The organism is Pseudomonas helvetica (genome assembly GCF_039908645.1).
Lineage (GTDB): Bacteria > Pseudomonadota > Gammaproteobacteria > Pseudomonadales > Pseudomonadaceae > Aquipseudomonas > Aquipseudomonas helvetica.
In genome coordinates, this window is record NZ_CP150917.1 from 1,514,806 (window position 1) to 1,537,137 (window position 22,332).

Sequence of the window (22,332 nt, forward strand, 5' to 3'; positions counted from 1 at the left end):
GGCGAGGGCGCTTGCTGTGGCGAGGGGGCTTGCCCCCGTTCGGCTGCGAAGCAGTCGTAAAACCTGCGAACGCGTTCTATCCGACAGATCTCGTTCGCAGGATTTGGGCTCGCTTCGCAAGCCAGCGGGAGCAAGCTCCCTCGCCACAGGTTTATCGCAGTGTTCGGGTTTGTTCTGTGGAGCGGGGCTGTTGCAAAGTATGTCTAGACTCTCTCTGTCCCCATCGAGTGAAAAACCATGACAACAATAACCAGTCTCTACACCGCTGAAGAGCGTGGCAAAAGGATCTTTGCAATTGTCGGGGCGTCTTCCGGCAACCTGGTCGAGTGGTTCGACTTCTATGTTTACGCCTTCTGCGCAATCTATTTTGCCCCGGCGTTTTTCCCCTCCGACAACCCCACGGTGCAACTGGTGAACACCGCCGGAGTGTTCGCCGCAGGGTTTTTGATGCGTCCCATCGGCGGCTGGCTGTTTGGCCGGGTGGCCGACAAACACGGGCGCAAGAATTCCATGATGATTTCGGTGCTGATGATGTGCGCCGGCTCATTGCTGATCGCCTGTCTGCCGACCTACAAGGACATCGGCGTCTGGGCTCCGCTCCTGCTGCTGGTGGCTCGCCTGATCCAGGGCGTGTCGGTGGGCGGTGAATATGGCACCACCGCGACCTACATGAGTGAAGTCGCGCTCAAGGGCCAGCGCGGTTTCTTCGCCTCGTTCCAGTACGTGACCTTGATCGGCGGCCAACTGTTGGCAGTGTCCTTGGTGGTGATCCTGCAACAGTTCCTGACTGAGGACGACCTGCGTGCCTGGGGCTGGCGGATTCCGTTCGTGGTCGGTGCTGCTGCTGCATTGATTTCGCTGTTCCTGCGTCGTTCGCTGAAAGAAACCACCAGCAAGGAAATGCGCGAAAACAAGGATGCCGGCAGCATGGCCGCGTTGTTCAGGAACAACACCGCCGCCTTTATTACGGTGCTCGGCTTCACCGCTGGTGGTTCGCTGATTTTCTACACCTTCACCACCTATATGCAAAAGTACCTGGTGAACACCGCCGGGATGCCCGCCAAGACCGCCAGTTACATCATGACCGGCGCACTGTTCCTTTATATGTGCATGCAGCCGTTGTTCGGCACGCTCGCCGACAAGATCGGCCGGCGCAACTCGATGCTTTGGTTCGGTGCGCTGGGGACTTTGTTCACCGTGCCTATCCTGCTGACCTTGAAGTCGGTGACCAACCCGTACCTGGCGTTTGGGCTGATCACCGTGGCATTGGCCATCGTCAGTTTCTACACCTCGATCAGCGGTCTGGTGAAAGCCGAAATGTTCCCGCCGCAAGTCCGTGCGCTGGGGGTGGGCCTAGCCTACGCGGTGGCCAATGCGATCTTCGGCGGTTCGGCCGAGTACGTGGCCTTGAGCCTGAAATCGGTGGGTATCGAAAACTCCTTCTACTGGTACGTGACGGCGATGATGGCAATCGCCTTCCTGTTCAGCCTGCGTTTGCCGAGGCAGGCAGCGTACCTGGAAAACGAACTTTGACTTGTCGGCGCGCGCCTGAAGCGGGCGCGCGCCGCGTAAGGAATCCCCTATGCAACGACCGGGCAATCAATTGTTCGATGCCTATTTCACGGCTCGAAATATGCGTGAAGTGTTCAGCGATCAGGGCCGGGTTCAGGCCATGCTCGATTTTGAAGCCGCATTGGCTCGGGCCGAGGCGCGGGTCGGGCTGATTCCGGCATCTGCCATTGCCCCGATCGAGGCGGCTTGCCGGGCCGAGCACTACGACTTTGCGGCCCTTGGCGAGGCGATTGCGATTGCCGGTAACTCGGCGATTCCGTTGGTCAAGGCGTTGGGCAAGCAAATCGCTGCGCATGATCAGGACGCCGAACGTTACGTGCATCTGGGCGCAACCAGTCAGGATGTGATGGACACCGGGCTGGTGCTGCAAGTGCGCCAGGCACTGCACTTGATCGACAGCGATCTGGCGCGACTCGGCGAAGCGTTGGCGATCCAGGCCCGGCACCATGTGCTCACGCCACTGGCCGGACGTACCTGGCTGCAACATGCGACGCCGGTCACGCTGGGGATGAAAGTCGCCGGTTGGCTGGGGGCGGTGACGCGCAGTCGGCAACGTCTGCACGCACTCAAGCCGCGCCTGCTGGTGCTGCAATTTGGTGGTGCCAGCGGAACCCTCGCAGCCCTCGGCGAGCAGGCCATGCCGATTGCCGAAGCGCTGGCGCAGGAGCTGCAACTCACATTGCCGGAACAACCCTGGCACACCCAGCGCGACCGGCTGGTGGAGTTTGGCGCAGCGCTGGGCCTGATCGCCGGCAGCCTCGGCAAACTCGGCCGTGACATCAGCCTGCTGATGCAGACCGAGGCGGCGGAAGTCTTCGAACCTTCGGCACCGGGCAAGGGCGGCTCCTCGACCATGCCGCACAAACGCAACCCGGTGGGCGCGGCGGTACTGATCGGTGCTGCGACGCGTGTTCCCGGATTGCTGTCGACATTGTTCAGCGCCATGCCGCAAGAGCACGAACGCAGCCTCGGGTTGTGGCATGCCGAGTGGGAAACCCTGCCGGAAATCTGCTGCCTGGTGTCCGGTGCCTTGCAGCAAGCGCTGTTAATTACAGAAGGGCTGGAGGTCGACGCCGAGCGCATGGCGCAGAACCTCGACTTGACCCAGGGTCTGGTGCTGGCCGAAGCCGTGAGCATCGTCCTCGCCCAACGGATCGGTCGCGATAAAGCCCACCATCTGCTGGAACTGTGCTGCAAACGCGCGGTGGCCGAGCAGCGACATTTACGTGCGGTGCTCGGTGATGAGCCACAGGTGACTGCCGAGCTCTCGAGCGCTGAACTCGATCAATTGATGAACCCTGCGCACTACCTTGGTCAGGCTCAAACCTGGGTTGAGCGTGCGCTGGCCGAACATGTTGCCCTGACTGCCTGAAGGAGAATTTCTGTGGGATTCGTACAACTCGCCGACGGCGAACTGAACTACCAACTCGACGGTCCGGAACACGCCCCGGTGCTGGTGCTGTCCAACTCGCTGGGTACCGACCTGCACATGTGGGACGCGCAGATTCCGGCGTTCACCCAACACTTTCGGGTGCTGCGTTTCGACACTCGCGGTCATGGTCGTTCGCTGGTGACGCCGGGGCCTTACAGCATCGAGCAGTTGGGCCGTGACGTGCTGGCGTTGCTGGATGCCCTGAACATCGAGCGCGCCCATTTTTGCGGTCTGTCCATGGGCGGGTTGATCGGTCAGTGGCTGGGGATCAATGCCGGCGAGCGTCTGAACAAACTGGTGGTGTGCAATACCGCGGCAAAGATCGGTGATCCTTCTGTGTGGAACCCGCGGATCGAAACCGTGCTGCGCGACGGTCCGGCAGCGATGGTCGCACTGCGCGATGCATCGATTGCCCGTTGGTTTACCCCGGACTTTGCCCAAGCCAATCCGGCGGTGGCGAAGCGGATCACCGACATGCTCGCCGCCACTTCACCGCAAGGTTATGCCGCCAATTGCGCGGCGGTACGCGATGCCGATTTCCGCGAGCAACTGGCATCGATCACGGTACCGACCCTGGTCATCGCTGGCACCGAAGACGCGGTCACGCCACCTTCCGGCGGGCACTTTATTCAAGAGCGGGTGAGAGGCGCCGAGTACGCCGAGTTCTACGCCGCCCATTTGTCCAACGTTCAGGCCGGCAGCGCGTTCAGTGACCGGGTGCTGAGTTTTTTGTTGGCTGAAAAGTCTATCTGAGGAGTGATTTGTGGACGAGAAACAACGTTACGCCGACGGCATGCAAGTGCGTCGCGCGGTGCTCGGCGATGCTCATGTCGATCGCAGCCTGGCGACCCTGACCGAGTTCAATTCGGAGTTTCAGGACATGATCACCCGCCACGCCTGGGGTGACATCTGGACCCGCCCTGGCTTGCCACGCCACACCCGCAGCCTGATCACCATCGCCATGCTGATCGGCATGAACCGCAACGAAGAGCTGAAACTGCACCTGCGTTGCGCGGCGAACAATGGCGTCACCCGCGCCGAGATCAAGGAAGTGCTGATGCAGAGCGCGATCTACTGTGGCATCCCGGCGGCCAATGCAACCTTCCACCTGGCCGAGTCGGTGTGGGATGAGTTGGGTGTCGAATCGCGCGAGTAATTACCTTAGGCCCTGACGCGATTGTCAGGGCCGCAACGCTTCAGCGACGGCGTACCTCAATGAGAGTTGCTGTCCCAGAACCAGCTCCACACGCCAGGCAAATGCACCGGTTGGTTGGCATCGCGCACGGTACGGGCCATGGCGGCGCGTTGCACGGCAGCCTGGTCGTCGTAAAACGGTTTGGCGGCGGTTGTCACACCGGTCTCGCGGGCGCAGTCGAGCAGAATCTGTAGATACTCCCCCATGTGCCAGGACGTGTAGCGATTGAGGTCGTGAAACGTCACCACCACTGGAATAACACCGTCGACTGTCGGCAGTTCACCAGCCGCAATCCGTTCGCGCACCTCGGACATTTGCCTGAGCATGTTGGAACGTCGGCGCGGGCTGCCATTGAAGCCCCATATCTTGCCGTCATTGGCGCTCAGGTCGGTCAGCAGTACATGCAAACCATGTTGTTGATAGGCGGCGAAGGTGCGTTTGTCGTAATTCCAGAACGGCGGCCGCAACAGCACCGGCGTGCTGCCGGTGATCGCCGCAATGTCCGCAGAGCCTTGGGTGAGCGACTGTTCGAGTTCTTCCGGGGAGAGCGAGCGGTGATTGGTATGCCACTGCGTGGCGGTGTGGAAGCCCAGGGTCTGGCCCTCGGCATGTTCACGCTGCATGATTTTTTTGCCCAGTTCGCTGCCACCGGCCCGGGGGGCTTGTGTCTGCACGAAGAACACCGCCTTGATACCCGGCTCAATCGGGTTGTTGGCAAGCACGTCGAGAACGGCACTGGTCGGATTGAAAAAACTGGACGCGCTTGGACCATCGTCGAAGGTCAGCAAAAAGCGGATCGGCGGGGTCGAGCGCAGAATCTGCTCGGTCTTCGGGGTCAGTTCGATCGGCGGGCCGATACAGCCGCTGAGGCCGACCGTTACGGCAAGGACGGATAAGACAGCAGCGATCAGTTTCATGTGTTTGCTTTGGCCTACGACAGATCAGGACGAATGCAGACTGTCGGTGCGCGGTTATTCACCACGCCGCCAACCGTCGCTCCCATGGAAGTCTCCATAGGAGCATAACGGTGCTGAACGGTTCATGTCCTCGCGGTATTTTTATCGCTTTAGAGCAGGCTGATCGGATAGCTGACGATCAGGCGGTTTTCGTCGAACTCGTTGTTGCTGTAGTCCCGACGCATGGTCGAGTTGCGCCACCTGACGTTGAGGTTTTTCAGGCTGCCACTTTGCACGGTGTAGCCGATTTCGCTCTCGCGGCCCCATTCCTTGCCGTCGGTGACGGTCCCGGTGTGCACATTAGAACCGCTGATGTAGCGGTTCATCAGGGTCAGACCGGGAATGCCGAGGGCAGCGAAGTTGTAGTCGTGGCGCAGTTGCCAGGATTTCTCCCGGGCGTTGTCGTAGCTCGAGTTGTAACTGTCGTTGGCCAGCGTCCCGCCGCTGGTGCCATTGACCCGCATCCAGGCATTGTCGCCGGTGAGTTTCTGCAAGCCGACATAGAAGGTGTTGCCGCCATATTTGGCCGAGAACAGCCCGGACCAGGTTTTGTTATCGAGGTCGCCGGCCCGTGCGCTGCCATCTTCCTTGCCATAGAAGAAGCCAAGGTTGGCGCCCAGCGTCCAGTCGCCCAGTGGCTGGGTGTGGACCAGGTTGATAAATTGCTGGCTGTAGATGTCCTTGAGCTGGGCATTCCACACCCCGATTTGCGTGCGCTTGTCGTTGAAGCTGTATTCGGCGCCTTCAAAGTTGAAACGGTCGGAGGTGAAGGCGGGTTTGCCGGTCATCGACATGTCACTCATGCTGCTGTCGTCACGCGGGCTGTTAGCGCGCATCTGACCGCCGTAGAGCGTCAGGCCGTCGATTTCCTTCGAGGTGATCTGGCCACCGCGAAACGTTTGCGGCAACGAACGCCCATCGTCCGAACGCAGGATCGGCAACACCGGCATCCACTCACCGACTTTCAACTCGGTCTTGGAAAGCTTCGCCTTGAACGCCACACCCAGACGTCCGAAGTTATCGGCGGGGCGACCATCGTGGTCCAGCGGCAGCAGCTGCGTCCCGCCGGTGCCGCGTCCGCCATCGAGCTTCACCGAGTACAGGCCCAATACGTCCATGCCGAAACCGACGGTGCCCTGGGTGAACCCGGATTTGGCATCGAGGATGAAGCTTTGCGTCCATTCTGCCGCTGTTCCTTGCGCCTTGGTCGGGTTGGTGAAATTGCGGTTGAAGTAGAAGTTGCGCAGGTTGAGGTTGGCCTGGGCGCCGTCTAGAAAGCCTGACTCTTCGGCTAGCGCCGGGAGGGCTGCGCTGACCAGTGCGGTGGTCAATAGAGTCGGCAAAAGCTGTTTTGCACAGGTGGAAGGCTTCATGAAGTCGGGTCTCTCTAATTGTTAGGGATGAAGCAGGACGCAGCCGCAACCAAGGGGTTGCAGACAAAAATTCGAATTCGGGTCAACGAACGGGAGAGATCAGCCGGAGCGGGTAGGGTGTGCAGTCATGGTGCCGGACCTGTTGTTATTGGTTCTTGTAGGTGGGGGAATGGTGCGGGGGATCAAGGGCGGGATTCAATCGGGCGTACCGGGTTTTGGGCGATAATCGAACACAAATCGACGCCTGTCGGATCACCAGCGGTATGAAGCATTGTTAATTAAATCCCATAGTTATTCGGGGCAATAATGGGTGTCTGCCTGTGTGTTCTATTAATGACGCATTGCTGTCCAGTGGCTATTAAATAGAAGGGCCTATTACTTTGGTTGTAAGCGCTTTCTTACAGTTCTTGTTGTCATTAAACGACTATCGATAATCGCCAGTTAACCTTAAGAAACGGTGTTATCGATTATCGTGAAACGGTTTAAAGGGAGCCGTGGGGATGGCTGGAAAAGAGCAGTGGTCTTGCTATATTCAAAGTCCCCAGGACGGGCGAGGGAAAGTTACATGCTTCGTCAGGGGTGCATTTTTCGTCGTGCCGAAATAACAAGGAGAAGTACCATGAGCAATAAAGTCAATCAGCAAACCTTGGCCACGGTTGTTGGACGTGCGGTGCTGGATCCGGGGTTTGCCGATGCACTTCACAATGATCCTGCCTCGGCAGCTAAAAATATTGGTGTGCATCTAAGTGCTGATGAAATTGCGGCGGTTAAAGGCATTGATGCTGCAAAACTGTCGGCTGCCTCTGCCGGTATTCGAAATAATCTGGGGACGCGTGCCATATTTGATACCCAGCAACAGCAAGCGCGCATGGATTAACGGCCGGTGATGCCATTTGGCGTACCCCGAAAGGTGGGTCTTTCACGCAGGTACGCCGAATGGCTTTATGAAGTGTCATGAGGCACAGCGGTCGAGCGCGGAGTGAATGACTCATGCCTGTCACCTTGGCTCCAATGGATAACGCGGACTTTGCAACGTTCGCCGAAAGAGCCGTTGCTGAATATGGTGACGGTATGGTCGTCTCGGGTGAGTGGGCCCATGAGGAGGCCTCGCAAAGGGCACGCAGTGTCTTCGAGCAGTTGTTGCCGCAAGGGCGACTGACTGAAAAAAACCAACTCTGGGTGATCAAGGATCAGGAGCGTCGTATTGGCGAGTTGTGGGTCGCCGAGCGACACACCGGTGCCGGCAAGAGTGCCTTCATCCTGGATATCTACATTGACCCTGGAGAGCGCCGCCAGGGTTATGCGAAACAATCACTGTTGGCCCTCGAGTCATGGGCACGCCAGGCGGGATGCGAAGAAGTGCGACTGCACGTCTTTGGTCGCAACGATGCGGCGCGTCGTCTTTATGAACAATCAGGGTATGGCATCGCCAGTCTGACGATGGCGAAGCCGTTGCCGCCTACCTAAGGGAAGGTTGAAAAATGGAAATCGGGAACAGTGGTCTGCGTGAGCTATCCGATGACGAGTTGTTTCAGGGCACGACATTCCTGCCGGACACGGATCCTTCACGATTTGACGTATTGCTGGAACGTGTCAGTCGAAATCGCTACACAAGTTTTGTTGCGCTGTACACCGAACTTTTTCAACTGTTTCCCAATGCTCCGCAGTTGGCGGAGTTTTTCGAGCAGGCATTCAATCTTATTGTGCCGCCGACCCGCGAGCAGCGCGTGATTATTAATGATCCGGTGTTTCAAGTGTGGAGTGTATTGACGGCTCATTATGCCAACCTGGTTATCACGAAAAAGGCGGCGAATACCGATGAGTTAGAGCGCATGTTGATCGAGTTCCCACTGATGCTGGCGCGGGTGAAAAAGAACGACAGTGTTCACATGAATGATTATTGCCCGCCGGTGTATCGTTTTAATGTTGATCCGTTGGTGATGAGAGTGGCACCGCCCAGTTATGAGTTTCCGGAAGATGAAGCAACCCGTAAACAATTGGAACGTCATGGTCATTCCGTGAGTTTCTTTTGCGATGTGGTGAATATCGCGCTGTTGCGGATAGAACACTCGTGGCCCGCCTGTCGCGAGCAGTTTAGAAAACTGGTCAAGTCCATATGTTATTTGCCCGATGGTTCATTTCGAAGCTGCTCGGCTTCGCGCTTCACCGGGATCATCCTCATCTCGAACCGGGATGATTCGATTCTCGACCTGGAAGAGTCGCTGGTGCATGAGGCCACTCATCAGTTGCTCTACAACATTGTCGAAGTGTGCCCGGTCGTCAGGGATGAGACCTCGCGGGAGGCATTGTTCACCTTGCCGTGGTCGGGGCAGAAGCGTGACCTCTATGGTTATTTTCATGCGTTTTTCGTGTACGTCGCGTTGGTCAAATACCTGGAGCGGGTTCGTTCGCGCTCGTCCCATGAACTGCAGCGGGCACAAAAACGCCTGGTGTTCATCCTGCAAGGCTTGATCAAGGCGTTACCGGATTTCGAAGCGTGCGCGGATTTCACCCCTCAGGGCCGCCAACTGCTGGAAAACCTGATCAAAGAAGTCAGGGCGCTGGAAACTCAACACGCCGCGTTGTTGGCGATATCGGGCGCTGCGGCGGGGGCTAAACGCATGCTGGGCCTGACCGGTTGACGCCAGGGAGGCGGACATGGCGATGTTTGATGCTTCGCAATTTCCGGAGGCCGGCGTCGGGCTGGAATACCATTTGCCACGGCACACGCCTCAGGATGAGTTATCGGAGGAGGGGCTCGACCCGACCGTCGAACGGATTCTCGCCGAGGGCTTGCCACATTTTGATTACGTCGAGTTTCAGCCGACGCACTGCATTCTGGAACCGCGTCTGCTTGAGCTCGGTGCGCAAGTACCGAGCTTGCTGCATTCTTCCAGTTTGTCCTTGGGCAGTGTGGGCATCGCGATGGACCGCGAGTTTCTGAAAATGACTCGGCGGCTGTGCGAGAAGACCCGCTCGCCCTGGCTGGCCGAGCATATTTCCTGGTCGCGGTTTCACGGAGGCGACACTCAGCATTTCATTCTGCCGACCCTGGCCCAAGAGGTGGCTGACACGGTGGTGGCCAACGCCATTGAATTGCGTGACCTCACGGCAACGCTGCTGGTACTGGAAAACGCGCCGCGGTTGTTTTCGTTGCAGGATACACAAGAACAATCTGAAAGCGCGTTCATCTCTCGGGTGGTGGAACGCAGTGGCTCGGGATTTCTGCTGGACCTCGACAGCGCAATCGCGACCGCCAGAACCCTGGGTTACGACCTGAACACCTACTTGCGTTCGTTGCCGCTGGACCGGCTGATTGAAATTCATACCGGCCATCCGCAGCGGGATTGGGACATCTTGCGTCATTTGTTTGATTCATCGCCGGTGAAAGCGATCACCCTTGAGTGGGATATTTCCCGCAAAACCGATGATGCAGAATTGTTGACGTTGATCACGGCCATCAAGTCCCTTCAGCCCAAAGCCCTGTTCTGGCAGGGTTTTGCCCGGCCAGATCCGCAAACGCAACTCGAGCAGGGGGCGCAAACCCTGTTGAAACTCAGGGAAAGCACCTGGCTCAGCGTCGGCTCGGCATCGTTTTTTATCCGCGATCGGCAGTGCGACCTGAGTCTGGAATTCGGTGTGATGTTTCTGCCGTTGCTGCGCCACTTCCTGACGCCCCAGACATTGGGCAGTGCCTTGTTGCTGCCGGGTGTTTTGCAGAGTCCCGAGCAGGACGACAACCTGGCGTTTCTGCGGCAGCTGATCAGCCAGGGTGTCCTGCAACCGGTCGAGACGCCATCTGACACTGGTGCTTGCGTTGAGCGTAGCCATCCGGCCAGCCTTTGGGCCCATTGGGACGCGGCGCTGGAGTTTTACCTGAGCACTCGGACTGGGTCGCACACGCCCTACATCAGCGTCAGCGATCTGGAAGCGCAGCTTGAGCAAAAGGCCTTGGCGCGACGTCAGCCGTCGGCGTTCAAGGATTATTTCTCCCATCCTTTCGTTGCCCTGGAAAACCCGCTGCTGGCGCCTTCCAGCGTGATCGCTCAATCGACATTGCTCGACTCACTGTGCGAGCGCCGCACGTCGCGAACCTTCAGCGACCAGCCGCTGAGCGCGCTGCAATTGTCTTTGTTGCTCTACTACACGTGGGGCGCGACGGTCATGGAACAGAACCGCATGGGGGATTATTTCCTGAAGAAAACCTCACCGGCCGGTGGTTCGCTGCAGGGCACCGAGGTGTATGCGGTGCTGATGAATGTGCAAGGCTTCGAACGCGGTCTTTACCACTATTCGGTTCGCCGTCACGGGCTCGAGCTGCTGTCACGGGAAGACCCGCGAGTCTGGATCAGCGACGCCTGTGGCGAGCAGCCGTGGATCAAGGACGCAGCGGCAGTATTTGTATCCACGGCGCGGGTCGAGCGAATGGCCTGGAAGTACGAGTTCAGCCGGGCACTGCGGGTGGCGCTGATGGATGCCGGGCATCTGAGTCAGACCTTTTCACTGGTGGCCACGGCCCTTGGGCTGGGCTGTTTCACCACGGCGGCATTACGCGATGAAGTGTTCGAAAACCGGCTGGGGCTCCACTATCTGGAAGAACCGGTGTTTCTGGTCAATGGCGTTGGAGGTTGAGGTGTTCTGTCATTTCTAAAACCGGTGATCAAGGCTAATGCCGCTCAATTAAGCCGTAACGCGATTCGTAGCAGCTGCCGAGCCCGCGAGGCTGCGTTCGGCCGCAGAGCGGTCGTAAAATCAGGCAACACGTTCTGTCAGGTAAACCGCGTACGCAGGATTTGCGAGGACTGTGTCCGAACGCGGCCCGCCTCTAACGCAGCCTCGCGGGCTCGGCAGCTGCTACGACGGGTGTTTAAGCTTGCCCACGCTGTGCCCATCAGAGGCTACAGCGCCTTGCGTCACGGCCTACACCTGCGCCAGAATCCGCCGGCTTGTGCGCCTTGGTCCACGCCTCTATCGTTTCCGTGTCGCTGATTATCAGCGATCGGGTTTGGTAGCCCGGACACATGGCGCACAGCGTCACCTTATGCAGGTGCTTTTTGTCGGCATTCGCTTTTATGGTGGCCATGCGCAGGGCGCCCTCGGGCGCGCCGGTTTCCAAGTGTCCGGTCTACCAACCCGCGTACGGCCACCACCCTTCGTTTGGTAGCGAGGGTGATGGCTCCTCTACTTACATTTGGAGTTTCATCATGTTCAAAGCCACACCGAATCCCCCCGAAACCGATCCGGTTTCCCCCTACGCCTCCCTCGACTCAAAAGAACTCCACGCCGCCGCACACCGCGCGCTCGACCATTACCTGGTGCTGCCCGAAACCAAGCAGTTGTTAGCCGACCGACGCCCCGGCTGCATTTTCGTCATCGCCCCCGACGTCGACTCTGAAACCCTATTGGCCCACGCCTGCGAAACCCTCGCCTCGGTCAATGTCATGGCCAGCGATCTGGCGTTCGACCTCGAAGGCCCCAAACGCAATACCGCACTGGCGATCCAGCAGATGATCTCGCTGGCCGAGTTGGCGGTGAATCGGGCGCTGGATTACCTTGATCCACCTGAACCGACATAGGCGCAGGCTCCTACGCGGGACACAGCCCACAAAAAAGCCCACCAAATGGTGGGCTTCGTTTTTACGAGTGTTATCAGAACATCTTCAGCTTCGGTGCTTCTTCTTTCACCGGCTCGTTCTTCGCGGTTTGTGCGTTCCAGCCACCACCGAGAGCCTTGTACAGATTCACTTCGCTGATCAGTTGCGACAGACGGTCGGTGATCAACGATTGCTGCGCAGTGAACAACTGACGCTGGGCGTCTAGGAAGGTCAGGTTGCTGTCGACACCGATGCGGTAGCGACGCTCGGCCAGGCGGTAGTAGTTCTGGTTGGCGGCCACCAGATCACGCTGGGCCTGCAACTGTTCGTTGAAGGTCAGGCGTGCGGCGAGGCCGTCGGAGACTTCCTGGAAGGCGGTCTGGATCGACTTTTCGTACTGCGCGATCGTGATGTCTTTCTGGATTTTCGAGTAATCCAGGCTGGCGCTCAGGCTACCGGCATTGAAGATCGGCAGGTTGATTTGTGGCTGGAACAGCCAGGTCCCCGAACCACCCTTGAACAGACCGGACAGATCCGGGCTCAGGGTGCCGGCATTGGCGGTCAGGCTGATGCTCGGGAAGAACGCTGCGCGCGCCGCGCCGATGTTGGCGTTGGCAGCCTTGAGCTTGTGTTCGGCTTCAAGGATGTCCGGGCGACGTTGCAGCAGGTCGGACGGCAGACCGGCCGGTACTTCGCTGAGCAGGTCATCGGACAGCGGCTGGCCCGCGGCCAGATTGGCCGGTACACCGGTGCCCAACAGCAGCGCCAGGCTGTTTTCGTCCTGGGCGACCAGGCGAGTGAATTTCGCCTGCTGGACCCGGGCGGTCTCCACGGCCGTACGCGACTGGCTCAGGTCCAGCGCCGACGCCACGCCGACTTCGTTGCTGCGGGCGGTGAGCCGGTAGCTTTCTTCGAAGGTGGCGAGGGTGTCCTGGGACAATTTCAGCTGTTCCTTGTCGGCCTGCCAGGTCAGGTAAGCGTTGGCCACGCTGGCCACCAGGCTGATCTGGGTGCTGCGGCGTGCCTCTTCAGTGGCGAAGTAGTTTTGCAGCGCTTGTTCGTTCAGGCTGCGAACCCGACCGAACAGGTCGAGCTCATAGGCGCTGACGCCCAAGGTGGCCGAGTAGCTGGCACTGATGCCCTCTTTACCAGTCTGCGAGGCACGCGCCGGAATCCGCTGACGGCTGCCGGTGCCGGTCGCCGAGACGGCCGGGAACAGGTCGGCCCGCGAGATGCGGTATTGGGCCGCAAAGGCGTCGATGTTCAACGCCGCGACACGCAGGTCGCGGTTGTTTTCCAGAGCGGTCTGGATCAGCTGTTGCAGCGCCGTGTCACGGAAAAACTGCTTCCAGCCTTGTTCGGCGGCCGCCTGGTTCGCGGCCTGGGCCGGCGAGTACGCCGGACCTTGTGGGTATTGCGATGCAATCGGTGCGGCAGGCTGCTGATAATCCGGTATCAGCGAGCAGCCACCGAGCACGAACGCGGCGATGGCTAGGGAGAGTAGCGACTTGCTCATTGGCCAGCCTCTTTAGAAGTTTCTATAGCGACGTCATCCTGATCCGCAGTTTTGCGTTGACCCATCGACGACACAGTGACAAAGAACAGTGGGACCCAGAAGATCGCCAGTACGGTGGCCGTCAGCATGCCGCCGATAACCCCGGTACCGATCGCATGCTGGCTACCCGAGCCTGCGCCGGTGGAAATGGCCAGCGGTACCACACCGAGGACGAACGCCAGCGAGGTCATGATGATCGGTCGCAAACGCATCCGGCACGCTTCGATGGCTGCGTCACTCAGGCTGCGCCCTTGTTCATGCAGTTCCTTGGCAAATTCGACAATCAGAATGGCGTTTTTCGCCGCCAGACCGATGGTTGTCAACAGGCCCACCTGGAAATACACGTCGTTGGACAGACCGCGCAGGCTGGTGGCGAGCAGGGCACCGATGATCCCCAGCGGTACAACCAGCATTACCGCAATCGGAATCGACCAGCTTTCGTACAGCGCCGCCAGACAGAGGAAGACCATCAGCAACGACAAGGCGTACAGCGCCGGAGCTTGCGAGCCGGACAGACGTTCCTCATACGACAGACCGGTCCAGGAAATACCCACGCCTGCCGGCAGTTTCTGGGCCAGGGCTTCGACTTCGGCCATGGCTTCACCGGTGCTGTAGCCAGGTGCCGGGGAACCGAGGATTTCCACCGCTTCTACGCCGTTGTAACGCGCCAGCTTCGGCGAGCCGTAGATCCACTCGCCCTTGGCGAACGCGGAGAACGGAACCATGGCGCCCTGGCTGTTGCGTACATACCATTTCTTCAGGTCTTCAGGGCTCATGCGAGCACCCGGCTGGCCTTGTACGTAAACCTTTTTCACTCGACCACGGTCGATGAAGTCGTTGACGTAGCTACTGCCCAGCGCGATCGACAGCGTGTTGTTGATGTCGGTCATCGTGATGCCCAAGGCACTGGCCTTTTCATCGTCGATTTCCAGCTGGTATTGCGGTTCGTCGTTCAGACCGTTCGGACGGACCTGCGACAGCACCTTGCTCTGCGCCGCCATACCGAGGAACTGGTTACGGGCAGCCATCAACTTGTCGTGACCGATGCCGGCGCGATCCTGCAGGAACACGTCGAAACCGGTGGCGTTACCCAACTCCAGTACCGCCGGTGGCGCGAAGGCGAACACCATGGCGTCGCGGAAGGTGAAGAAGTGCTGTTGGGCACGGGCCGCAACCTTGAACACGCTGTTGTCGGCGTTCCGCTCGGCCCATGGCCTGAGCATGATGAACGCCATGCCCGAACTTTGGCCACGGCCGGCGAAGTTGAAGCCGGTCACGGTAAACACCGAGTTCACCGCATCGCCTTCACCACCGTCCTTGCCTGGACGCAGCAGGAATTCACGCATCTCGTCCACGACCACTTGGGTGCGCTGGGAGGTAGAGCCGGCCGGGGTCTGGACCTGGGCAAAGAGTACACCCTGGTCTTCTTCCGGCAGGAACGCCGTTGGAATGCGGGTGAACAGCCAGATCATGCCGACCACGATGATGATGTAGGCCAGCAAGTACGGCGCTTTGTGCTTGAGCATGTTGCCGACACCGCGCTCGTAGCTTCTTACGCTACGGTCGAAGTTGCGGTTGAACCAGCCGAAGAAGCCGCGTTTCGGAGTGCCGTGCTCGCCTTTCGGAATCGCCTTGAGCATGGTGGCGCAGAGCGCCGGGGTGAAGATCAGGGCAACCAATACCGAAAGGGCCATGGCCGAAACGATGGTGATCGAGAACTGCTTGTAGATCACCCCGGTCGAACCGCTGAAGAACGCCATCGGCAGCAGTACTGCTGACAGAACCAGTGCGATACCGACCAGCGCGCCCTGGATCTGGCCCATGGATTTCTTGGTGGCTTCCTTGGGTGAGAGTCCTTCTTCGCTCATCACCCGTTCGACGTTTTCCACCACGACGATGGCATCGTCCACCAGCAAGCCGATGGCGAGCACCATACCGAACATGGTCAGGGTGTTGATGCTGAAGCCGAACGCCGCGAGGATCCCGAAGGTACCCAGCAGCACCACCGGTACGGTCATGGTGGTGATGACCGTGGCGCGGAAGTTTTGCAGGAACAGGAACATCACCAGGAACACCAGCACGATCGCTTCGACCAGGGTTTCAACCACACCCTTGATCGACTCGGTCACCACCGGAGTGGTGTCGTATGGGAACACCACTTCCATCCCTTCCGGGAAGAATGGCTTGAGGTTGTCGATGGTCTTGCGCAGGGCCTTGGCGGTGTCGAGGGCGTTGGCGCCGTTGGCCAGCTTCACTGCCAGACCGGAAGCCGGGCTGCCGTTGAACTGGGCGCTGATGCTGTAGTTTTCGCCACCGAGGCCGACATCGGCAACGTCAGACAGGCGAACCTGCGAGCCGTCCTTGTTGACCCGCAGCAGGATTTCCTTGAACTGCTCGGCCGTCTGCAAGCGGGTCTTGCCGATGATCGTGGCGTTCAGTTGCTGGCCAGGCAGGGCGGGCAAGCCACCGAGTTGACCGGAGGAAACCTGGACGTTCTGCGCGGCGATGGCGGTTTTGACATCGACCGGGGTCAGGTTGAAGTTGTTCAACTTGGCCGGGTCGAGCCAGATACGCATGGCGTACTGGGCACCAAACACCTGGAAGTCACCGACACCGGCTGTCCGCGAGATCGGGTCCTGCATGTTGGAAACGATGTAGTTGGACAGGTCGTCCTTGGTCATGCTGCCGTCGCGCGAGACCACGCCGATGACCATCAGGAAGTTTTTCACTGCCTTGGTCACGCGGATACCCTGTTGCTGCACTTCTTGTGGCAGCAGCGGGGTGGCCAGGTTCAGTTTGTTCTGGACCTGGACCTGCGCGGTATCGGAGTTGGTGCCCTGCTCGAAGGTCGCGGTAATGGTCATGCTGCCGTCGGAGTTACTTTCCGAGGACACATAACGCAGGTTATCGATACCGTTGAGCTGCTGCTCGATCACCTGCACCACGGTGTCCTGCACGGTTTGTGCAGAAGCACCTGGGTAGGTGACGGAAATGGCGATCGCCGGCGGGGCGATGCTCGGGTATTGGTTGATCGGCAACTTGAGGATCGATAGAGCCCCGACCAACATGATCACCAGGGCAATTACCCAGGCGAAAATCGGACGGTCGATAAAAAATTTCGACATGGTTTACTCCCCTTTACCGCCAGTGGCAGTGTTAGCTGCCTGTGCGGGGGCTGGGTTCTTTGCGCCAACGTTAGTCGCTTCAGTGGGCTTGACTACGACGCCAGGTTTGACGAATTGCAGTCCTTCAGTGATCAGGCGGTCGCCGGCCTTGAGGCCATCTTCAATCAGCCATTGGCTGCCGACCGTACGGCTGGCCTTGAGCTGACGCAGCTCGACCTTGTTGTCCGGACCGACCACCAGAGCAGTTGGCGTTCCCTTGAGGTCACGGGTCACGCCCTGTTGCGGTGCGAGAATCGCGGCAGCGTTCACCCCGGCTTGCAGCTGGGCGTGAACGAACATGCCAGGCAACAAGGTGTGATCAGGGTTCGGGAACACTGCGCGCAAGGTCACGGAACCGGTGGTCTGGTCAACCGACACTTCGGAGAACTCGAGCTTGCCCTGTTGCTTGTACTGGCTGCCGTCTTCGAGGGTCAGCTTGACCATGGCGGCATTCTCGCCGGCCTTTTGCAGACGACCGCTTTCCAGTTCGCGGCGCAGCTCCAGCAGTTCGACCGAAGACTGGGTAACGTCGACGTAGATCGGGTCCAGTTGCTGGATCACGGCCATGGCGTCGGCCTGGCCATTGTTGACCAGTGCGCCTTCGGTGACCGAAGAGCGGCCGATGCGACCGGAAATCGGTGCGTAAACCTTGGTGTAGCGCACATTGATCTCTGCGCTTTTCAGGGCGGCTTCCGATTGCAGGCGGTTGGCCACGGCAGTGTCGTATTCCTGACGGCTTACGGCTTGCTCGTTGACCAGTTGCTTGTAGCGATCGGAAATCGACTTGGTCGATTGCAGGTTGGCTTGTGCGCTGTTCAGGGTGGCCTGATAGACCGAAGGATCGATCTGGTAAAGCTGCTGGCCTTCCTTCACGTCACCACCTTCCTTGAACAGGCGCTTGAGAATGATGCCATTGACCTGTGGGCGAACTTCCGCGATGCGGTAGGCCGTTGTGCGGCCCGGCAGTTCGGATGTCAGAGTAAAGGCTTGAGGTTGAAGGGTTACGACGCCGACCTGAGGGGTTGGAGGGGCTGGGGGCGCCTCTTCCTTTTTACATCCGCTGAGCAGCGATGCCAGGGCGACGGCAGTAACCAGAGCGGTAACAGCTGGCTTGAATTGCATGAAGATCCTCGGGTCAGGCGCGCAACATGCGCACAAGAAAAGTGTAAAGGTAAAAAAACTGTGCTGGGTGGATAAGTAGCTTGCTAAGGAATATACTTACGTTCATGGTTGTTTGTAAATAGCCTGGCTCAGTACCCATCCGGTTACAAAAGTCGATGCAAGGTGAAAATTGTAGGCTGGGGATGAGATCTCAGAGAGCTCGCACCCACATTTATTCAGACGGTGTACAGACATCGCTGAAGCATTCCTGATTGAGGTTTTACTGCCATGGTCCGTCGCACCAAAGAGGAAGCTCAAGAAACTCGCAGCCAGATACTCGAAGCGGCAGAAAAAGCCTTTTACGAAAGGGGCGTGGCGCGCACGACACTGGCGGACATTGCGACCCTGGCCGGTGTTACGCGTGGGGCCATCTACTGGCATTTCAGCAACAAGGCTGATCTGGTTCAGGCGATGCTCGACAGCTTGCATGAACCGCTGGATGAAATGGCCAGGGCGAGCGAAAGCGCAGAGGAAGAGGATCCGCTGGGATGCATGCGCAAACTGCTGATTCATTTGTTTCATCAAGTTGCCCTGGACCCGAAGACCCGACGCATCAATGAGATTCTGTTCCACAAGTGCGAATTCACTGATGAAATGTGTGATCTGCGCCAGCAGCGTCGCACCGTCAGTCTGGAGTGCAATGTGCGTATCGAACTGGCATTGCGTAATGCGGTGAAACGAGGCCAGTTGCCGGAGAATCTCGACACGGCCCGCGCAGCGATCAGCATTCATGCCTATGTTGACGGCATCCTGTATGGGTGGCTGCTCGCTCCCGACAGCTTTCAGCTGCACGCTGAAGCCGCGCGCTGGGTCGACGCGGGTCTGGACATGCTGCGCTTGAGCCCCAGCCTGCGCAAATGAAACAAGATGCGTAATTGGATCCGATTCTGTCAATAGACGCGGGCGAAGATCAACTCTTCGCCCGCGTTGTCGTAATGGGTGCTTTTATATACGGACGCGCTTCGGGATGACAGGTAGCAAGCTACGTATTTTGTAGGAGTTTTGTGTCGTAGATGTGAAAAGGTGAGAACAATCCGGAAGGGGCGTTGCTTCAGCCCAGCCTGATTTCCACCTCGAAATTGAAAGGCTCACTCTCTCCCATGCTCGTGATTTGGGTTGAGCAATTGATTTTGGATGAGCCAATGGAGGTGACGGTGTTTTTTACCCTTGCCCTGTGTGTGGGCGACAGAACGCCGAAGGACGTATTCATTATCATGCCGAGATCAAAACGAACCCCGACGTTCTGATCGATAAAATCCACGAACTGATTGAACATGATTTTGTTTTTTTGCCAAGGATAGGCGTAGGTATAGGCGAAATCGGATTTGAATGCTGTATTGCCGTACGCGGGGAGCAGGAATGACTCACGCTCTGATGTGTGCAGTGGCAAGCTGGTCTGTGCAATTTTAAACGTGTGAGGGGAGTTATTGATGAGTTTGACTATCACGCGAGTGATGTTCGAGCGCTTGTTTTCATTTCGCCACTGTTCGATTTGTTTGTTCTGGGCGTGCTCCGAATTAATTTGATCTAACAGGCTGATCAATTCAACCTTGGCGACCCCAATCAACTCATCCAGTGCTTGCTGGTTTTCCTCGCTGAATAGAAGCGGCGTCAGGTTGTAAAGCATTCCAATGGAGGTGTAGTTGAAAAACGAGAGCAGCTCTTCGTAGTTGTTGCTGGTGTCTTTGATGTCGTTCATGTCGATTCCTTTCGATTAAGTAAGTGGTTTCAGGGGCTTTGCGGGCCACGGCTCAGCCCTCCAGGACGATCAGCTGTGTGTTAAGTGGCATGACGTTGGAAGGGAAGGCTGACGGGGTGTCATCCAGCATGACGTCGTTGCGTCAGACTATCGAGTCAGTGAGGTTGCTGAGTGTCAGTGTGATAATAAGTTTGTGTGCGGGGGCGTCCATGTTAGATAACGTGTTAGTCGTGTTGGTGGTTGAAGTTAACCCCGCTGTCAGTGTCGGTGCAATGTTGATGTTGTTTCATTAGTTGAGCGTTTTCCAATAAAGAAGCCCCGGGTATTTCTACCCGGGGCTTCTTTATTTAAACGGAGTTTACAGCGTCGGATAGTCGATGTAGCCGACCGGACCCTTGCCGTAGAACAGTTCTGGGCGCGGCTCGTTCAATGGCGCATCGGCTTTCAGGCGTGCCGGCAGGTCCGGGTTGGCGATGAACGGTACGCCGAAGGCGACCGCATCGGCCTTGCCGCTGGAGAGCCAGGCATTGGCGCTGTCCTTGGTGAAACGTTCATTGGCAATGTATGCGCCGCCGAAGGCTTCTTTCAGTTGTGGGCCGAGGCTGTCGCCAGCTTCTTTCTCGCGGGAGCAAATGAACGCGATGCCGCGTTTACCCAGTTCGCGAGCGACGTAGGTGAAGGTTTCGGACAGGTTGTCGTCGCCCATGTCGTGGGAGTCGGCGCGGGGTGCCAGGTGCACACCGACGCGACCTGCGCCCCAGACCTCGATGGCAGCGTCGGTCACTTCCAGCAACAGGCGAGCACGGTTTTCCAGGGAGCCACCGTAATTGTCGGTGCGCTGGTTGGTGCTGCTTTGCAGGAATTGGTCGAGCAGGTAACCGTTGGCGCCGTGGATTTCCACGCCGTCAAAACCGGCAGCCTTGGCGTTTTCCGCACCGACGCGGTAAGCGTCGACGATGTCGGCGATTTCAGCGGTTTCCAGTGCGCGTGGCGTTGGGTAGTCGGCCAGTGGGCGAACCAGGCTGACATGACCTTTTGGCTGGATGGCGCTCGGTGCAACCGGAGCTTCGCCGTTCAGGTAGGACGGGTGGGAAACCCGGCCCACATGCCACAGTTGCAGGAAGATCTTGCCGCCGGCGCCGTGTACCGCTTTGGTCACGTTGCTCCAGCCGCGCACCTGGTCGTTGGACCAGATGCCCGGGGTGTCCGGGTAGCCGACGCCCATCGGCGTGACCGAGGTGGCCTCGCTGAGGATCAGGCCGGCGGACGCGCGCTGCACATAGTATTCAGCCATCAGTGCGTTCGGCACGCGGCCTTCGTCGGCGCGGCAGCGAGTCAGTGGCGCCATGATGATGCGGTTTGCCAGTTGCAGGTCGCCAAGCTTGATCGGATCGAAAATAGTCGTCATTTAATACAACCCTCGTGAGGTATCAGTTGGTAGCAGGAGCCAGTTCGGGATTACCGCTCTGACGGAAAGTAATCAGGGTCACCAGCAGCGCCAGGATCGCCAGCGCAGCGGCCGCGAGGGGCACGCTGGTCAGGCCGAAACCATGGGCGATGACGCTGCCGCCAACCCAGGCTCCGAGTGCGTTGCCGACATTGAAAGCGCCGATGTTCAGGGTCGACACCAGGTTCGGTGCCGCCTTGCCAAAGGTCACTACGTTCACTTGCAGGGCGGGGACGGCGGCAAAGCACGCGGTAGCCCAGAGGAACAGGGTGATTTCGGTCGGGATCACTGCAACGCTGGTCCAGGTCAGCACGGTGGAGACCACCGCCATGCTGATGAACACGCCAATCAGTGTCGCCGCCATGCCTTTGTCAGCCAGTTTGCCGCCGATGATGTTGCCGACTGTCAGGCCCAGGCCGATGAGCATCAGGGTCCAGGTCACGCCGCGTGGCGAGACACCGGTGACTTCGCCCAACAGTGGTGCGACATAGGTAAACAAGGTGAAGACCGATGCGGCGAACAGTGCGGTCATGCTCAACGACAGCCAGATACCGGCCCCTTTGAGGGCGCTCAGTTCGGCGCGCATGTCGAGTTTTTCTTCGTCACGTTTGGCCGGCAGGAAGCGGATCAGGCCGATCAGCGCAATCACGCCGATCACGGTCACTGCCCAGAAGGTCGAGCGCCAGCCCGCTTCCTGACCCAGCGCAGTGCCCAGCGGTACGCCCAACACGTTGGCCAGGGTCAGGCCGGTGAACATCAATGCAACGGCCGACGCACGCTTGTTGGCAGGCACCAGACCTGCCGCCACCACCGAGCCGATACCGAAGAACGCGCCATGGCACAGGGCGGTGACGACACGGGCGAACATCAGCACCTGATAATCACTGGCGAGGGCGCAGAGCAGGTTGCCGACAATGAAAATGCCCATCAACGCGACCAGCGCAGCCTTGCGTGGCAGTCTGGCGGTGGCCAGTGCCATGAACGGCGCACCGATGGCCACGCCCAGGGCGTAGCCGGTCACCAGCCACCCGGCGCCAGGGATCGACACACCAAGGTCGGCCGCCACATCGGGCAGCAAGCCCATGATGACGAACTCGGTGGTGCCGATGGCAAAGGCGCTGAGGGCCAGAATGAGGAGCGAGAGGGGCATTGTTGATTCCTTATCGGCGTACTGACGTAAAGGG

Annotated in this window: 18 protein-coding genes; 10 read left to right on the top strand and 8 right to left on the bottom strand. The window is 58.7% G+C overall.

All coding sequences use genetic code 11. The features are described 5' to 3' along the window. Positions 1 to 237 precede the first annotated feature (237 nt). Genes AABM55_RS06845 through pcaC form a run of 4 tightly spaced genes read left to right on the top strand, consistent with a single transcriptional unit; the run spans position 238 to position 4,160 of the window. Complete coding sequence (locus AABM55_RS06845) at positions 238 to 1,533, top strand: MFS family transporter (protein ID WP_347929139.1); 1,296 nt, start codon at positions 238 to 240, stop codon at positions 1,531 to 1,533. 49 nt (positions 1,534 to 1,582) lie between these two features. Beyond that, on the top strand, positions 1,583 to 2,944 hold the full coding sequence (locus tag AABM55_RS06850) for a 3-carboxy-cis,cis-muconate cycloisomerase (protein ID WP_347929140.1): 1,362 nt from the start codon (positions 1,583 to 1,585) through the stop codon (positions 2,942 to 2,944). Positions 2,945 to 2,956: 12 nt separating this feature from the next. After that, positions 2,957 to 3,757, top strand: coding sequence for a 3-oxoadipate enol-lactonase (pcaD, locus tag AABM55_RS06855; protein ID WP_347929141.1), 801 nt, complete (start codon positions 2,957 to 2,959; stop codon positions 3,755 to 3,757). A 10-nt stretch (positions 3,758 to 3,767) separates the two neighbouring features. Beyond that, positions 3,768 to 4,160, top strand: coding sequence for a 4-carboxymuconolactone decarboxylase (gene pcaC, locus AABM55_RS06860; protein ID WP_145020244.1), 393 nt, complete (start codon positions 3,768 to 3,770; stop codon positions 4,158 to 4,160). 56 nt (positions 4,161 to 4,216) lie between these two features. Here the strand turns inward: pcaC and AABM55_RS06865 are convergent, their stop codons facing one another. Both AABM55_RS06865 and AABM55_RS06870 read right to left on the bottom strand, forming a co-directional pair. Then, positions 4,217 to 5,116, bottom strand: coding sequence for a polysaccharide deacetylase family protein (locus AABM55_RS06865; protein ID WP_347929142.1), 900 nt, complete (start codon positions 5,114 to 5,116; stop codon positions 4,217 to 4,219). A gap of 149 nt (positions 5,117 to 5,265) precedes the next feature. Further along, positions 5,266 to 6,528, bottom strand: a complete 1,263-nt coding sequence (locus tag AABM55_RS06870) for an OprD family porin (protein ID WP_347929143.1) — start codon at positions 6,526 to 6,528, stop codon at positions 5,266 to 5,268. Positions 6,529 to 7,147: 619 nt separating this feature from the next. Between AABM55_RS06870 and AABM55_RS06875 the strand changes: the two genes are divergently transcribed. The 5 genes from AABM55_RS06875 to AABM55_RS06895 all read left to right on the top strand — a co-directional run bounded on the left by AABM55_RS06875 (position 7,148) and on the right by AABM55_RS06895 (position 12,104). After that, positions 7,148 to 7,405: an Os1348 family RiPP precursor gene (locus AABM55_RS06875; RefSeq protein ID WP_347929144.1), complete on the top strand. Its 258-nt coding sequence runs from the start codon at positions 7,148 to 7,150 to the stop codon at positions 7,403 to 7,405. Positions 7,406 to 7,518: 113 nt separating this feature from the next. Next, entirely contained in the window at positions 7,519 to 7,995 is a 477-nt protein-coding gene (locus AABM55_RS06880) for a GNAT family N-acetyltransferase (protein ID WP_054596043.1), read from the top strand. A 14-nt stretch (positions 7,996 to 8,009) separates the two neighbouring features. Continuing rightward, positions 8,010 to 9,170 carry an HEXXH motif-containing putative peptide modification protein gene (locus AABM55_RS06885; RefSeq protein WP_347929145.1) on the top strand — a complete coding sequence of 387 codons (1,161 nt, stop codon included), beginning with the start codon at positions 8,010 to 8,012 and terminating at the stop codon, positions 9,168 to 9,170. 16 nt (positions 9,171 to 9,186) lie between these two features. Beyond that, positions 9,187 to 11,160, top strand: a complete 1,974-nt coding sequence (locus tag AABM55_RS06890) for a DUF692 family multinuclear iron-containing protein (RefSeq protein ID WP_347929146.1) — start codon at positions 9,187 to 9,189, stop codon at positions 11,158 to 11,160. Positions 11,161 to 11,732: 572 nt separating this feature from the next. After that, positions 11,733 to 12,104 (top strand): DUF6124 family protein, encoded by a 372-nt coding sequence (locus AABM55_RS06895; RefSeq protein WP_347929147.1) that lies wholly within the window; start codon positions 11,733 to 11,735, stop codon positions 12,102 to 12,104. A gap of 73 nt (positions 12,105 to 12,177) precedes the next feature. On the opposite strand, the gene adeC is transcribed toward AABM55_RS06895, so the two are convergent. From adeC to emhA, 3 genes are read right to left on the bottom strand one after another with little or no spacing between them, the layout of a single operon-like run. Beyond that, a complete protein-coding gene (adeC, locus tag AABM55_RS06900; protein ID WP_347929148.1) occupies positions 12,178 to 13,638 on the bottom strand; it encodes an AdeC/AdeK/OprM family multidrug efflux complex outer membrane factor in 1,461 nt (486 codons plus the stop codon). Beyond that, positions 13,635 to 16,802: an efflux RND transporter permease subunit EmhB gene (emhB, locus tag AABM55_RS06905; protein WP_054596050.1), complete on the bottom strand. Its 3,168-nt coding sequence runs from the start codon at positions 16,800 to 16,802 to the stop codon at positions 13,635 to 13,637. The genes adeC and emhB overlap by 4 nt, the downstream gene beginning before the upstream one ends. Positions 16,803 to 16,805: 3 nt before the next feature. Further along, positions 16,806 to 17,963, bottom strand: coding sequence for an efflux RND transporter periplasmic adaptor subunit EmhA (gene emhA, locus AABM55_RS06910; RefSeq protein WP_054596051.1), 1,158 nt, complete (start codon positions 17,961 to 17,963; stop codon positions 16,806 to 16,808). A gap of 267 nt (positions 17,964 to 18,230) precedes the next feature. On the opposite strand from emhA, the gene emhR reads away from it, so the two are divergent. Continuing rightward, positions 18,231 to 18,863, top strand: coding sequence for an efflux system transcriptional repressor EmhR (gene emhR, locus AABM55_RS06915; protein ID WP_054596052.1), 633 nt, complete (start codon positions 18,231 to 18,233; stop codon positions 18,861 to 18,863). A 190-nt stretch (positions 18,864 to 19,053) separates the two neighbouring features. Here emhR and AABM55_RS06920 read toward each other — a convergent pair whose 3' ends face one another. The 3 genes from AABM55_RS06920 to AABM55_RS06930 all read right to left on the bottom strand — a co-directional run bounded on the left by AABM55_RS06920 (position 19,054) and on the right by AABM55_RS06930 (position 22,298). Next, positions 19,054 to 19,701, bottom strand: coding sequence for a hypothetical protein (locus AABM55_RS06920; protein ID WP_347929149.1), 648 nt, complete (start codon positions 19,699 to 19,701; stop codon positions 19,054 to 19,056). Between the two features lie 358 nt (positions 19,702 to 20,059). Continuing rightward, positions 20,060 to 21,109 (bottom strand): alkene reductase, encoded by a 1,050-nt coding sequence (locus AABM55_RS06925; protein WP_347929150.1) that lies wholly within the window; start codon positions 21,107 to 21,109, stop codon positions 20,060 to 20,062. Positions 21,110 to 21,131: 22 nt separating this feature from the next. After that, positions 21,132 to 22,298, bottom strand: a complete 1,167-nt coding sequence (locus AABM55_RS06930) for an MFS transporter (protein ID WP_054596056.1) — start codon at positions 22,296 to 22,298, stop codon at positions 21,132 to 21,134. Between the last annotated feature and the right edge of the window lie 34 nt (positions 22,299 to 22,332).

Coding starts and splice junctions, on each gene's coding strand:
- AABM55_RS06845 (WP_347929139.1), top strand. CDS start 238: ATGACAACAATAACCAGTCTCTACACCGCTGAAGAGCGTGGCAAAAGG.
- AABM55_RS06850 (WP_347929140.1), top strand. CDS start 1,583: ATGCAACGACCGGGCAATCAATTGTTCGATGCCTATTTCACGGCTCGA.
- AABM55_RS06865 (WP_347929142.1), bottom strand. CDS start 5,116: ATGAAACTGATCGCTGCTGTCTTATCCGTCCTTGCCGTAACGGTCGGC.
- AABM55_RS06870 (WP_347929143.1), bottom strand. CDS start 6,528: ATGAAGCCTTCCACCTGTGCAAAACAGCTTTTGCCGACTCTATTGACC.
- AABM55_RS06875 (WP_347929144.1), top strand. CDS start 7,148: ATGAGCAATAAAGTCAATCAGCAAACCTTGGCCACGGTTGTTGGACGT.
- AABM55_RS06880 (WP_054596043.1), top strand. CDS start 7,519: ATGCCTGTCACCTTGGCTCCAATGGATAACGCGGACTTTGCAACGTTC.
- AABM55_RS06885 (WP_347929145.1), top strand. CDS start 8,010: ATGGAAATCGGGAACAGTGGTCTGCGTGAGCTATCCGATGACGAGTTG.
- AABM55_RS06890 (WP_347929146.1), top strand. CDS start 9,187: ATGGCGATGTTTGATGCTTCGCAATTTCCGGAGGCCGGCGTCGGGCTG.
- AABM55_RS06895 (WP_347929147.1), top strand. CDS start 11,733: ATGTTCAAAGCCACACCGAATCCCCCCGAAACCGATCCGGTTTCCCCC.
- adeC (WP_347929148.1), bottom strand. CDS start 13,638: ATGAGCAAGTCGCTACTCTCCCTAGCCATCGCCGCGTTCGTGCTCGGT.
- emhB (WP_054596050.1), bottom strand. CDS start 16,802: ATGTCGAAATTTTTTATCGACCGTCCGATTTTCGCCTGGGTAATTGCC.
- emhA (WP_054596051.1), bottom strand. CDS start 17,963: ATGCAATTCAAGCCAGCTGTTACCGCTCTGGTTACTGCCGTCGCCCTG.
- emhR (WP_054596052.1), top strand. CDS start 18,231: ATGGTCCGTCGCACCAAAGAGGAAGCTCAAGAAACTCGCAGCCAGATA.
- AABM55_RS06920 (WP_347929149.1), bottom strand. CDS start 19,701: ATGAACGACATCAAAGACACCAGCAACAACTACGAAGAGCTGCTCTCG.
- AABM55_RS06925 (WP_347929150.1), bottom strand. CDS start 21,109: ATGACGACTATTTTCGATCCGATCAAGCTTGGCGACCTGCAACTGGCA.
- AABM55_RS06930 (WP_054596056.1), bottom strand. CDS start 22,298: ATGCCCCTCTCGCTCCTCATTCTGGCCCTCAGCGCCTTTGCCATCGGC.